Here is a 14343-nt window from a genome sequence, read left to right as displayed (position 1 = left end):
GCTTTGGATAAGAAACACTGCAAAATATAGCGTATTCTGCATGGGTAAAGAAGAATGTTTTAAGGTTACGGGTTTATGTTGTTAGCCACGGCAAGTATAGGTAGAAAGCTGCTCGCCTCATTTTTAGTGATGGCCTTATTGGTTGTCTTATCAGCTCTGATTGGTGTGTCAGGTTTTAGCTTTGTGGCAAAAACAGAACGAAACGTCGTTGACTCCGCACTGCCAGCTATGATTGAGGCGCGTCAGGTCTCTGAACTAAGCAATCGTATTATTGCATCGGTACAAACTCTCAGTAATGCTCGCAATGAAGAGCAGCGCAAAGAAGCTGGTTCAGAACTGTTCGAACTGCTGGAATCTTTACTGCGTCATATCAAAGAACTTGGCTCAGATAGCTTTGATTCGGAATTGTTGAGTAACCTAGAAAACAACGTTCAGAATGTTATTAATACCTTAGCGGAACTTGGTGTATCAGTAGAGCGAAAATTATGGCTAACCAAAGAGCTTCATTCTCGCGTAGAGGAGATGCGCTTGTTGGCAGAAGAGCTTGAGCAACTCACCCGAACCCAAGTGTTGAATACAGCAACCATTGCCGTGGCTAATGTTACGCACATTTATGACTTACTCGAAAAGCAGCAGACCGATCGCGCATACAAGGCATTGGATGCTTTAGTCGAGGTCGATCTGGATCTTTCTGAACGTTTGCACGAACTGCATCTTTTAGCGTTTAAGATGCTCAATCAGATTGAAGAGACACCGACGGTTACTGATGTCGATCGTATTCACCAAATACAAACCGAGTTTGAAGCCAACCTAAAAATTATGGCTCGTCGTGTAAAAGCGGTGGAAGATCCAACCCGTTCAGAGCAGATGTCGCAGCTTTTAGATGAGCTGCGTAGCCGACAGGTGGCTTTCGATATTGCGTTAGAGAAGGAAGAAAACGCAAAAAAATCAGAAGACTTAATGCAGAACACATTGGCGTTGTTTTCTCAGCTTAACAACACGGTCAACGTGCTGGTGGATGATTCGAACCGCAGTACCAAAGAGGCGGTTGACGAACTGACGACCACATTGAATTACGCTCAATGGACGTTATCGGTTATCTCAGTGATTGGTTTATTCATCGCTGCGTTTATTGTGTGGCGTGTGGTGTATGTGTCGGTAGTCAAAAGGCTTGCTGAGTACTCCGTTGCCTTGATGTCGATAGCTCAAGGGCGCTTAAATATCGATATATCGGTGAAAGGTAACGATGAATTAGCTCACATGGGGCAAGCGATCATCACAGCTCGAAATACTGCTCAAGCTCTGCAAGTGGTGGCGGTTGGTGAGGCAAAGGCTAAACGTGAGCTCGAGGAGCACAAAGAGCACCTTGAAGAGTTGATTACGGAACGAACTTATCAGCTGCAACAAACCAATGAAAAACTCAATATAGAAGTGTTAAATCACGCTAAAGCACGACGTGCAGCAGAGCAAGCCAGTCGCGCTAAATCGGCGTTTCTTGCCACGATGAGTCACGAGATTCGAACGCCAATGAATGGTGTTTTAGGAACAGCAAGGTTACTGAAAGATACAGGGCTAAATCCGCTGCAATCGGGCTATGCTGACATCATCAACCGCAGTGGTAAAAACTTACTTGCGATACTCAATGATGTTCTGGATTACTCAAAAATCGAAGCTGGTCATCTCGAGATCCGCGTTGCTTCTTTTAATCTTCACCAAATGGTAGAAGACACCTACCAACTCATGGAAGGAAGAGCATCCGAGAAGCAAATTGATTTCAGTTTCCAAATCGAAAGTGATGTGCAGACTTATTGGCGTGGGGATGTCACTCGTCTGAGTCAAATCTTGAACAATTTGGTGGGGAATGCGATTAAATTTACCGACACTGGCTCTGTTGATATCTACGTCAGTTTAGATGTCGAAGATCCCAACCGCGTGATGTTTGAAGTGGCGGACACCGGCGCAGGCATCAAAGCCGATGAGCAGCAATGTTTGTTTGATGCCTTTAGCCAAACAGAGAGTGGTCGCAACAAAAAAGGGGGCACTGGACTCGGCCTCGCCATCAGTAAGAGCATTTTAACCGCGATGGGTGGTGATATTGGCGTACACTCAGAAGAGGGCGAGGGGAGTCAGTTCTGGTTCTCGGTTCCGCTTGAGATTGGTGAAAAAGTAGAAGTGCAAGCTCAGGCGGTAGAAGCATGTGTCAAAGCTAAAGTACTCTTGATTGAGGACAATCCGGTTAACTGTATTGTTGCAGAGGGTTTCTTGAACAATCTTGGACATCAAGTCACCATCGCAACCACGGGCGCACAAGCTAGAGAGCTGTTTAAAGAGCAGGACTTTGATATTGCCTTAGTGGATATTAATCTTCCAGACTGTGATGGTACGGAACTGATTCGAGACCTGAGAAATGATCTAAAGGTACTCAACAGCCATTCAGACGCGCAGAGAGCAGAGCCGCCAATGATTGCGGTTTCTGCCCATGTTTTCAATGAAGAAGTGGAAGAGTACTTAGCTTCTGGTTTCGATGGCTTCTTACCAAAACCTTTAGAGAAAGAGGCGTTGGCAAGGCTGATCAGTACTCAGTTAACAGGGCGTCGATTGTTGCTGCCTCAGCCAGATTCATCGGATCGCATGTGCATTGCTCAAAAAGGCGAAAGTGGTGTGCCAAACAACATTGATGAGCCAAACAACATTGATGATATAGTCGAAAAGAAGCAGGAGGTGGATGTGTTGATCATTGACCCTAAGGTCATCGAGGGCGACTTGGCGATTCTAGGTAAAGAAAAAATGCTGTCGATTGTGGAGCTGTTTGAAGAGAGCTCTCAAGTTATTCTTGATGAGTTAAAGGTGGCTAGCGAAGCGAAGAACTCACGAGAAGTGAAGTCTCTTGCGCATAAGTTAAAAGGTTCTGCAGGTAGTCTGGGTTTAGGCAAGCTACATCAAGCCTGCTTAGTTATTGAAGCTGCCGCTGAACCTTTGACTGAATATGGCAATACCGCAGACGCGCTAATAGAGATAGTCTGCGCGTCGAATAAGGCGCTTAAATCTTATTTTTAGCCATGACATTTAAGCCTCCAATAACAAAAATCCTCTGCAGTTAAGGCAGAGGATTTTTCGTTTTAACTCAATCTAGTTTGAATGATGTAGGATGGGTTATACCAATCACAATAAGTAAGTGATCAAAAATAGCGAAGGAAAAAGGCTTGAGAACAAGGCAGTTTTTCTGCAACAGAGAGTTTCGATAAGTAGTTATTCTACAATCAAAAATTCTAACGTAGTTATCGAGCATTTTAACAAGCTAGGGTGAGCAATTATTTACTACGATTGGTATTGCAAGCCTTAGCGGTTTTCAAAGCGATTGTAGTCGAGCAGACCAAACTCTATAGGTTGATTTTGCTGATACCATTGGTGAACACGGTCGCTGAAAGGCCAAAAGTCACTTGAGCTTCTGCGTACCGCAAACTTATCCAGTAATGCCACATAGTCCTCTTCAGTTTCAATGGCTTGTAGCATCGAGACAAGCTGAGGGATTTCCGTTTCATCCAGCTCTAGGAAAGCTGCAGGGTAGCTACCTACAACGCCTCTCACCAACGTAAGATCATCGTTCTCGTAGTCACGATTGCTCTCTTCATCAAACAAACTGGAGATGTTGGTATGAGAGTTGTTGTGAAGCATTGTAAATAACTGCTCCTCACCGCTGTGAGCTTTGATCATCATCATCACTAGTTGAGGTACGTGTTGTAGACCTGCTCCCTTAATCGCGTCGACTTGTTGTAGTAGAGCCTCGTGCTTCGGTTCAAATCCAGTATTCACGATCTCATAGCGATCATTGAGGATAGGTCTTAGCTTCTCTTTTAACATGTCGAACAACTCCGCCTTCGGATCATCAGTTTTGTAAACAACGCTGGAAGGCTGATCGAATGGCGTGATATTACGCTGCAAGAAATCGCTTAGCTGAGTGTCTTGGTCTTGATACCAGCTTGAGTGCTCTTTATGGCGCACATCTTTAGGTAACAGGGTCAAGAAGTTACTCTCGCCCTCTAGACGCAGGAAGTCCATAAACATGCGTGTCATCAGCTGGTGGCCAAAGTTGCCGTACACATCGAAGCCCGCAACTAACAGGTAATGGATACGCTCAAGGAGCGCGTAATCAAGTACCCATGCTGTCTTTGGTTGTGTCCCCACCAAACCTTGCACCACAGAAGCACTGTCGAAGTGCCTAAACACGGTTAACGCTGCATTTGGGTTGGTACCGCCACCGTCCCAAATAACGTTCATGGTGAGGTTCTCACCGTTTTTGAACCATTTATTAGCGAACTCGGACTTACCGTCTAGGTAGCGAGCTTGTTGTTTTGAGTACTTAACCCAATTAGTGACAGGTAGTGTGTTACTCTCAAGTTCCCCGGGCAGTTTTAGGTTATCTTTTTGGCTAGCGTAGAAGTCATTGATCTCAGGAAGATCGGCTTTATCCGGGTCGACAAACACCACCCAGAAACGGTCATTAATAACGTTCAATGCCAATTGTCCGCGACATACCGGGCCTTTGATATAGGCCATGATGGTGTTTTGTGCGTTATCGAGCATGAATTTAAAGCGCGAGTTGACAGGCAGGGCCTCAAACGCTGTCATTGGGTTGGCAGCGACATCGACATCATAGCTTGGTAGCTCTCGCACTGTGTATGGTGTATTAACGAACCAAGTTGTCCAGTCTTGCAGGCGTTTCCCATTCAAAGCAAACGGCATGTGGGTTTTATCGACAATGGTTCCCTGCTCGGGAATGATGCGATAGTAAACGCGTGCCACCTCAGGATCGTCATATGGTCGACGAGTGGTAATGCGTTGAACTGGTTGACCCGGTGGTGTTGCAGAGCGAACCAAGGTGAAGAAGCGCGTTGGCCCCTCTAACTCTGAGAAGTAGAGGTGAGAAAGGAATAAGTGCTCGTAGATGTAACGAGCAGACAGCTGACTCTTACGCGCGCTTTTGTTTAAGAAGCTCTCATAAGTATCAACCAGTGCTTGCTCATCTTCAGTCAAAGGGATGTGGGCGTTCATGATGGCGCCGTTCTCTAACCAGCTCATCAAAGTCGCATATTCACCTTTATTAAGATTTGGCATCCCGTAAGGCATTCCCCATGTTGGGTAATCTCTCTCGTATTGAGCATACTCTTCAATAGTCGGACACTGCTGATCGCGATCGACAGCAAAATCAAAGCCTTCTAACTGTTTTTGATCGGGAAGTGGGTGGTTCTCTTTTTGAATCAGCATACGAGCAATTAAACCGGCGTCTAAGTTTGCGGTCGAATTTTGCATACGCTCGTTCAGCACAGGGTGGAAGTCTGCCTCGCGCCATTCCTGAGTCGTCTGCGCATCTTCAAACAGACGAGTAGGGGCCGATGCGGTTAAACGGGTGCCCTCATAAACCAACTCTTTGCTTGCACCGCGGTCTATTCCTTCTACTGAGGACATTTTTAGTTGGCACGGCGCATCGTAACAGGCGTGACACACCACACATCGGTTATCGATAATCGGTTTTACTTCATTAATGAAATGTTGTGCTTGTGCAGAAACCACAGGTGCTTGGCGGTCGCGAACTTCGGGTTCGCCAAACAGTTCGTCGAAGTTTAAGCCAGCGTACATTGCACAACCAGAGAAGAGGCTGACCAGTACGACAACCAAGATTCGTTTTAAATTCATAGAGACTTATAGTTTTATCATTTTTCTTAAGTATATCGAAAATGATTGAAAATGCTCATGTTCTAGTAATTTGTTGAATAGCCTGGGTGAGAAAAGCGAGCAGCGTAAAGGAAAAAGTAACGCTACTCGCTAGGTTTGATTAGGTCTCCGCAGTATGCCTGGAAGTACCTATTGAATAGACCCAGAAGCGCCTACCGATTAGAACCAGTAGTGTCTACCGATTAGAATGAGTAGCTCGCGTTGAAGCGGAAATCGCGGCCTGCACTTGCATAGCCTTGTGCGACAGGGCTACCAATGTATTCCATGTATGAGGCGTGATCGAAGTAGAACTTATCAAACACGTTCTTCACTGACAGAGTGAATGTCAGCTTGTCATTCGACATGGGAATCCACTGTGCGTAAAGGTCATGAACGCCGTAGCCAGGCTTTTCAGGGTGAGCACTTGGGTCTGCAACATCGGTTAAGCGTTCTACAAAACGAGCGTTCCAGCCAAGTTCTAAGCTTTCTGTTGCTGTGTAACCTAAATCGAGAACCCATGTATCACCAACTGATGTACCAATGTTCATACTGTCGTCTGATAGTGGCTCACCGTTCAGCTCTGGGCGTGACTGGCTGTAACTTAGGCGTGTGCGCAGTTGGTCAAATTGATAGCTGATGTACGCATTAATGCCTTTGTTTTTCAGGTCACCGACATTGGTGATGGTGCCGTTATCACCGACAACATCTTCGATTTCGCTATAGAAAAAGGTGGCTCCAATGGCGAGATCTTGTGCTTGATAAGCCATTCCGAACTCTGTGTTTTGCGCTTTTTCCGGTTTGCGATTAGGGTCGTTCTCTTTGTAATCGATGACGAACAGCTCTTTGATCTGTTGACCGCGAAACGCTTCAGCGTAGCTAGCAAATACATTGATAGAAGGCGTGATCTTGTAATCTAAACCAGCATTGGGGCTAAAGCCGCTAGAATCAAATTTCTGGTCTTTATTGTCTTCCAGTTCATACCAGTCGTAACGAGCTCCCGCAGTGAGTGTTAGGTCTTGGGTAATGCGCCAATCGTCTTGAACAAACAAGCCGTAAACCTTGCCTTTCTCTTTACTGTTTTGAGCACCGGAACCCGTGTCAAAATCTGCAGTATCATTTTTGTAGTCGACACCGTAAATAACCGTATTTGTTGTCCAGTTCGAGGTGTTACTGATTTTTGCACCATAGGTATCAATTGAACCGTCACTGGTTCCCCATCTTGGGTGGTTTTTGTGCGCGATGCGATTGCTGGTGTTGTAGAGCGTACTCTCAACATTTAGCCTATCGCTGCCCGTATACTTGTGAGAGGCTGTAATTGTATGGCGGTCGGCCTCTTGATCTAATGGATCGTTTTTGAAACTTGGCTGAAAGTGTGGTCGATTTAAGCGACGGCCATCGTCTTGGCGGAAGTCGTAACTCAAAGAGAAGTACTGACTTTCAGTAACTTGACCTGAGAGTTTAAGGAGCGCCACAGTTTGTTCTAAAGCCGTATAAGGCTGGCTATCACCGTTTCCATCTTTGATATTCTGTCCATCAACGTAACCAAACGAGGCAAGTAACCCTAAGCCTTCGGTAACTTCACCGTAAAGACTCGTAGAGACTTTGTAACCATCGTTGTTGGTGTAATAACCACCTTTGACCTGTGCGCCAAAGCTATCGTTTGGATGGAGCAGATCATGAGCGTCTTTGGTCTTAAATTGGATGGCACCACCTAGTGCTCCCGGACCATTTGTCGCACGGCCTGCACCCGCACTGACATCGACTTGTTTGAGCAGTTCTGGCTCAATCGAGAGTCGACCTTGGTGATGGAATAGGCTGCCCGACTGCTCAGCACCATCAACAGAAATATTCAGCATGGTGTCTTCAAGGCCACGTACATAGATCTTTTGAGATATGCCTGAAGAGCCACCCACGCTTACTTCAGCATCACCACGAAAAATGTCGTTGAGATCTTGGGCTTGACGCTTGTCCAGGTCATCTGCAGTGATGGTCACATCTCCAGTATGAACTTGGTGACCGGTCACTTCGATGACCTCAGTATCGTCTGCAGAAAAAGCACTGTTAGAAATGAGAAGCAGAGATAAAGCAATAGGGCTTAATTTAAAAGTGGCTGGTAAATTCACCGAAACCTCCGATGTTAATGAGAATTATTATCGATCTGGATTTTGGTGTAATTTGGGTATTGAGTAAATCAATTTTACAAATGTTACATATCAGAAATTGCCATATAGAACAGCCACTTCATAACCATAAAGCGAATTGGAATGTGCTCGACTAAATTGGCAGTTCGATACTTACGCAAAGCCCTTTGTCTGGTGCGTTGCGAGCGCTAACCGAGCCCCTAACGGCTTCTATGTGACGTTTGGCGAGTGCTAGCCCAACCCCAAACCCTTTGCGAGTGTCAACTTGGTTATGTGCTTTAAAGAACGGGGTAAACATCTTGCTATAAAGTTGCGGATCAATACCCGGTCCACTGTCCGTGAGAGTGAGCTTCACTGTCGACTTTTCACTTACAATATCAATTGAAAGTTGTTCGCCTTCAGGTGTGTAACGAAGACCATTGCGCAAGATATTCTCTATTGCATGTGCTAAAGCTCTCTGGTTGGAGTTGCGAAGCATCAGTGTATCTGAAGAGTTAAGCAGGATCTGTTTGTTAGAGAATTCAAATCGAGCATCCTCGACGATCGCTTCAACCAACTCAATCAGATCGAAACACTCTTGTCGAAGGTCGGGATTTTCGTTCTCTAACCAAGCCAAAGTTAAGGTGTCTTCAGCCAACTCACGCATGTTTCTGGTTTCGCTTTTGATTCGCTTCATCATGGCGTCGGGCTTGATGTTTTGCTCGATACAATCTATCGCAGTTTCAACACGAGCAATCGGTGTTCTGATTTCATGGGACATGTCGGAGATTAGGTTTCGATTGTGGGTGATGACATCCGAAGTTTTTTCAGCCATCGCGTTGAATGTGCATGCAATCTGGCTAAATTCATCGTTGCCTCGCGTGAGTTGTGTTGGAATGCGCGCTGAGTAATTGCCCTTGCTGAACTCTTGCGTTGCACAATGAAACTGTTGGAGTGGGCGCATCACGTAACGATACAAATAGACAGTCAGTGCGAGAAGCGTAGAAAACGGGATGATAAAGCGAAATAGCCAGAATGCATGAGACATGTAGGTTCCGGGACGCATTCTATCAGGAAGTATAACCAGGAAATGATAGTTAGAAGGGCTGAGTGCGACCTCCATGATTGGATTGTCAGGAAAGTCTAAGTGTATTTTCCACTCAACATTGCGGCCAATTCCGTAACCCTCCCAGAAGCGCTGATTGAGTTCATTACCTGCGACAACATCAATTCTAGACTGAACCACTGTTACCCAAGTGTTTTCCGTTTCAGAGAGTTCATCAAGCCAAATATCAAGCTCTGAAAACTGCTGCTTGGCTAGGAAGTTTTGAGCAGTCTGTCCCCAAGTGAGGATCTCTTGTTGATGATTCTTTTTTATGTAACTCATTTTCTCGTTTGAGAGTATTGCGGCACTGTGCAATAGAGAGAAAAAGATCACTACGCCACACGACAGTACGATAAATAAGCGCCAAAACAATAATCGACTCATTTTACGATGTATCCCTTACCATGCACGGTTTGAATACGATCGTTAGGCATACCAAATGAGAGTAGCTTTTTTCTGACTCTGGAGAGGTGCATATCTAAGCTGCGATCGTATTGACTAAACTCTCGTTCGAGTACCGCTTGATATAAAAATGGTTTGTTTTGAACCGAACCTGCATTTTGAACCAATACCCAGAGAAGCTTGAATTGAGTTGGAGTCAGTTCAGTCGTTTGCTGTTGATTATCGATAGTCACACTAACGTTGTGAGTGAGTCTGTCGAGGGTGAGCTCGTGATGTTGAAGGCGGTGTGAGGGAGTTTGGTTAAGAGGTTCAGGCTTGCTGCGTCTAAGGACAGCTTCAACTCGCAAGCTGATTTCGGTGAAGCTGCATGGCTTAGAAATGTAGTCATCAGCACCCGATTTAAAGCCTCGAATACGATGCTCTTCCGCACCATAAGCGGTTAGCATGATCACTGGAGTTTGTGAGCTCTCATGAACAAAATTAAGAATGCTGAAGCCATCAACCTTAGGTAAGTCGACATCCAGTAATATTAGGTCGAAGCTTTCTAGCCTAAGAAGCTCTAGCGCTTTTTCGCCACACGTGGTGCTCGACACTTGATAGCCACGATTACTTAGCAAGTCACTAAGGTGTTCATTGAGGGTTATGTCGTCCTCGACAACAAGGAGCCGACCTGACGTAGGATCTTTTACTTTTGAGGGGGTAGGAGAGTAATCGAAAGACAACATAAGGCACACCAATTATTGATAATGAAAACTATTATCAATAATTGGTGTGGTGAATGCAACGAGCATAGCGATGCCTTTGTAACCAAATGCATCAAATTGGACGCGTCCCGAGTTTTCATTTGAGTATTACTTGTATTTCTATCGGTGGTTCTGTTAGCTCTCTGAATGTTATTGATTTACCCAGCAGACAGAAAAAGGTATCTCTAGTTTGTCGAACTCTTTAATCCAACGCCACTGATTGTCTTGGAGCTTATCCCCAGGCCCTTTCACTTCTACCCAACGAAAGCCGTAATCATTGAAGGCAATCAGATCAGGCATACCCGTTCGATACAGTTTGAGATCTTTGAGTAATACTCTAAACAGGTCACAAAGCACAGGTAGGGGGATATGTTCGATCGCTCGCTCTAAAAGATCTTTGGAGAAGTAGGCCCACTGCACAAAAGGGTTAGCGATACCTTGTTTGGCTTGAAATGTATCGAATAAGATTTCCATACCTTCATTATTGAGTGCACTAAAGGTTTGCTCTATCAACTCTTGTCTCTTGCTAACAAAGTCGTCGTGGTATAGGTCGAGAGGGCGATATTGATACTGGTTGATAAAGGCGCCATCCACTTCCGCAAATATCACGTCCCAAAATGCCAAGCCAAACAAACCGTTGAGAAAGGTATTCTCGCTGAAGTAACAATGCCAACCTTGTTTTTCCATATGTGCGCGTACGGCCTCCTCGACGCGTACCGTGCTGAGGTCCAATTTTAGATGTTCATTCTCACAGGTTGGCTTTTTGGTTCGTGGTACTTTGTGACCTTGAAGTCTTTGTACTCTTTGTTCTAACTTGTGCGCCACTTCTAACTCCGCGACATCAATCGGATGTTGCAGTATATCGGTGACAACGTCACTCATTGCTTGGGTTTGGTTTAGCTTGTCATGAATACGCGCCTGTCGTTCACGACTTGGGGGTAGGTGCGATTGAGTAAAATAGTGTAGGGCGAGTTGATACTCTCCCAATCGCTCAAGATCTCTGGCAATCAAATTGATCAGCTTGGATCGGCGTCGAATTAGCGCAGTGTGATCGCTGTTGGTTGGTATGCTATCCAGCAGAGCTGTGAGGGATACGGAGTCTTTTGTTGTGATCTCATAGTATTGGTTGTGAATCTTGTGCAGCGTTAACAGTTCGTCTACCTGCTCACGGCTTTGAAAGAATCGAGTTTCGAGGGTAATAGTTACCGGCTCGAAGGTGTTCAGCCCTAAATCACTCAACACAAATTGGCTTAGATCTTGGTGAGTATTGCCAAAGAAAAGCACGAGCAATAGGTTGATGAACTCGGGGTGTAGCAGTTCAATGCAGGCAAACGGAAGCTGCTCAAAACCAGTGAACGTCTCGTCTGGCAACTGCTGTAGCAAGACATCCTTGCGAGCGGTGCGGTTTGATACGAGGTCTGGGAATACTTGAAACAACTCTGGCTTCGTTAGTAGCTCTCGCGCCAAATCTGAATAGGAGATGACCGGTCGAGCTTCATTCATTCCTTTGCTTGAGCGAATAAAGCCTTGTTCGCCAAGGCGTTCAAGTTGCAGCGGAAAATCGTCGATCTCTTGATAGTTAAGCTTATCGCTTCGAAACCAATGTCCTTTGCGGCTGAACATTCTCACAAGAGCACAACGAGCGGGCGAGGGCAAAGCCATGAAACGTCTCAGCCACTCTTGCTCTTGAGGGGTAAGTAGATCTAGATACCACTGTTGGGCGTGTTCGATAAGGCGTTGGAAGTTATCGAGGTAATAAGTTGGTGGTAGTACAGGTGTGTTGTCTAGCAAGTCTTTGTCTCATCAATCCGTTATTTGAAAAGGCTTCCTTCTAACCCAACCAGTTTATAGGACGCAGATACAAAAAGAGCCTAACCCTAAGGTTAAGCTCTTTCTTTTCAAATTCAATCTTTTATAAGATTAAGCTTGAGATGCTTTTAGCTCGGCAACTTTTGCTTCAGACATAGGCTTAGTGATGATTGCAAGAACAATACATACTGCCATCATTGCTGCAGAGATAGTGTAAGCAAGGCCGTAGCTGTCGCCGTTAGTCATTGAGTAACCAACAACCGCTGTACCGATTGCACCACCGATACCCCATGCTGTGTAAAGCACGCCGTAGTTTGTACCGTAGTTCTTAAGGCCGTAGAACTCTGCAGTAAGCGTTGGGAATACTGCAAGTAGAGTACCGTAACCAACCGCTGCAACCGCTGTACCGATGATTAGCGTGAACTCAGTGTTAAACGTAGCGAATAGAGCCATGTTTGCGCCTTGCAGAATGAATGCAAGCAGAAGAGTACGAACGCCACCGATTTTGTCAGCAAGCATACCAGCAGCAACACGACCGCCTGAGTTAAATACAGCAAGGATAGAAGCAAGGTAAACCGCGTTTGGTAGGTTAGCTTGCGCGCTTGCGATACTTGTGATGTTACCGATGATCATTAGACCAACAGAAGCTGCGAATGCGTACATGATCCATAGAGAGTAGAACTGAGGGGTTTTCAGCATTACTTTCCAAGACAGGTCTTCGCTCTTCTTAACAACCTTTGGAGCTTGACCCGCTTTAACTTTTGGTTCAGCTGGAGAGTAACCCGCTGGAGGGTTGTTGATTGTTGCTGCTAGCGGTACTGCAATCGCTAGTACACCAGCACCAAGAATCTTAAAGCTTGTTTGGATGCCCATGCTCTCGATAAGAGCCGCTGTTACTGGAGCAAGGTAAATTGCTGCTAGACCGAAGCCTGCTGCGATTAGACCGTTAACCATACCTTTCTTAGAAGGGTGGAACCACTTCATTGCAGAAGGAGAAAGACAAGCGTAACCGAAGCCGATACCAGCACCTGCTACAACACCGAACGTGATGTTTAGCATCAGTGGAGATGTCGCGAAACCAGACGCGATCATACCAAGACCAGTTAGTGCAGTACCAAGGATAAGGATCTTACGTGGACCCATGCGGTCTTGCAGGATACCAGCAACAAGAAGACAGATAGAGAATGTGATTGTTGCAGTCGCGTATGGTGCAGATGCTTCAGCTGCAGACCAGCCTTCACCTTGTAGGGCTTTGTTAAATACACTCCAAGCATACAGGATGCCAAGACAAAGGTTGATACAGAAGCCTGCTAGCAGGATACGTGTAGCTTTATCAATCTTGCTCATTTTTATTCTCGTTTCTGTCATCCATTGAGCGGGTAACTCAACAGAAAACGGGTTATTGTGATGGTTTATTCAAAATTAGTTTGCGTTTATCAACAGATAGCGCAAAAGAGCGCGGATTATAACCAATAAAAATGTGATTGGAATCTCTTTTTGCCTTTTTATCAAAATAAAACTCAAGTTGTTAACGAACTGTTTTTTCTAGGTGTTGCAGTTGTTGTGAACACCTTTCTTTTTTGTACAAGCTGGTCATTCCGCCCTCACTATTTATCGCCTTGAGCTCACTATTTATCGCCTTGAGCTCACTCTTATCGGTAGTACCCCTACAAAACGTGCGACCATCACATCATTGCAATTAATTTTAAATTATTTCGATGGTTAATTTTGTGTAACAAAACAAATCAATTTGGTCGGTATTTGCCACAAAGCTAGTGGGGGCTTAGTTTCTTAAAAACCATAATGTTAAGTTAATGTTAACAATGATTTTGATGGGGTATCTCGGTTACAATTTGTTCAATTCTTGGGCTTGTTTTGTGCGGAAAAAGTGGGAAAATAGTACGCAAACTGAGATTCCAAATTTGAAAGGATGCGTTTCTAGTCTACATGAGGCGAGTATTATGAAACTATTTTTAATTCTATTGATGTCGATTACGGGTGGTGTTGCAGCTGCTGATCATATTCATTCTTTCTTGTTCGGCTTCTACATTGCAGCTCTGGCTGTAGGTAGCTGCTACTGGTTGGCGTTTCGCAGCACGCGTTTCCCACAATTGGCTCTAGTTCTACTACTATGTGGCTTCTTCGCAAAAATTGCGGTTACGGTTATCGGTGTTTCTTGGGGTATTTCGAACGACATTATCCAGTCACCGTTTATCTTCTCGTTGTCATACTTGTTCTTCTTAGTGGTTGTGTCTTACGTGTGGTTCTCTTACCGCGATAAGCTAACGCTAAAGAAACGTGAGAAGCAGATTGAAGAGGCTCGCAAGCAAGCGGCATAATTCAAAAACAGATTCTTAAAAGCCTTCTTCGGAAGGCTTTTTTACGCCTGTAGCAAATGAAAAATACCCCCAATAGGTGAGAACCTGTTGGGGGTATTTGTGTATCCGTGGTA

At 45.1% G+C, this 14343-nt stretch carries 8 protein-coding genes; 2 read left to right on the top strand and 6 right to left on the bottom strand.

Going from position 1 to position 14343, the window contains the following annotated elements; translation table 11 throughout:
- Positions 1–75: 75 nt before the first annotated feature.
- Positions 76–3057: a TMAO reductase system sensor histidine kinase/response regulator TorS gene (torS, locus tag vsple_RS16155; RefSeq protein WP_261883853.1), complete on the top strand. Its 2982-nt coding sequence runs from the start codon at positions 76–78 to the stop codon at positions 3055–3057.
- Between the two features lie 282 nt (positions 3058–3339).
- On the opposite strand, the gene vsple_RS16150 is transcribed toward torS, so the two are convergent.
- The 6 genes from vsple_RS16150 to vsple_RS16125 all read right to left on the bottom strand — a co-directional run bounded on the left by vsple_RS16150 (position 3340) and on the right by vsple_RS16125 (position 13238).
- Entirely contained in the window at positions 3340–5694 is a 2355-nt protein-coding gene (locus vsple_RS16150; protein ID WP_261883852.1) for a fatty acid cis/trans isomerase, read from the bottom strand.
- Between the two features lie 221 nt (positions 5695–5915).
- On the bottom strand, positions 5916–7835 hold the full coding sequence (locus vsple_RS16145; protein ID WP_261883851.1) for a TonB-dependent receptor domain-containing protein: 1920 nt from the start codon (positions 7833–7835) through the stop codon (positions 5916–5918).
- A gap of 151 nt (positions 7836–7986) precedes the next feature.
- Positions 7987–9321 carry a sensor histidine kinase gene (locus tag vsple_RS16140; protein ID WP_261883850.1) on the bottom strand — a complete coding sequence of 445 codons (1335 nt, stop codon included), beginning with the start codon at positions 9319–9321 and terminating at the stop codon, positions 7987–7989.
- Positions 9318–10064: a response regulator transcription factor gene (locus tag vsple_RS16135; RefSeq protein ID WP_261883849.1), complete on the bottom strand. Its 747-nt coding sequence runs from the start codon at positions 10062–10064 to the stop codon at positions 9318–9320. Before vsple_RS16135 ends, vsple_RS16140 begins: the two co-directional genes overlap by 4 nt.
- Before the next feature lie 168 nt (positions 10065–10232).
- Complete coding sequence (locus tag vsple_RS16130) at positions 10233–11873, bottom strand: VRR-NUC domain-containing protein (RefSeq protein ID WP_261883848.1); 1641 nt, start codon at positions 11871–11873, stop codon at positions 10233–10235.
- A 129-nt stretch (positions 11874–12002) separates the two neighbouring features.
- Entirely contained in the window at positions 12003–13238 is a 1236-nt protein-coding gene (locus tag vsple_RS16125; protein ID WP_255232598.1) for an L-lactate MFS transporter, read from the bottom strand.
- Positions 13239–13852: 614 nt separating this feature from the next.
- Here vsple_RS16125 and vsple_RS16120 point away from each other — a divergent pair.
- Entirely contained in the window at positions 13853–14230 is a 378-nt protein-coding gene (locus vsple_RS16120; protein ID WP_150897323.1) for an NADH:ubiquinone oxidoreductase, read from the top strand.
- Positions 14231–14343 lie beyond the last annotated feature (113 nt).

The organism is Vibrio pelagius (assembly GCF_024347575.1).
Lineage (GTDB): Bacteria > Pseudomonadota > Gammaproteobacteria > Enterobacterales > Vibrionaceae > Vibrio > Vibrio pelagius.
The sequence above is the reverse complement of the archived record's forward strand: the minus strand, read 5'-3'. Positions and strand labels throughout refer to the sequence as shown.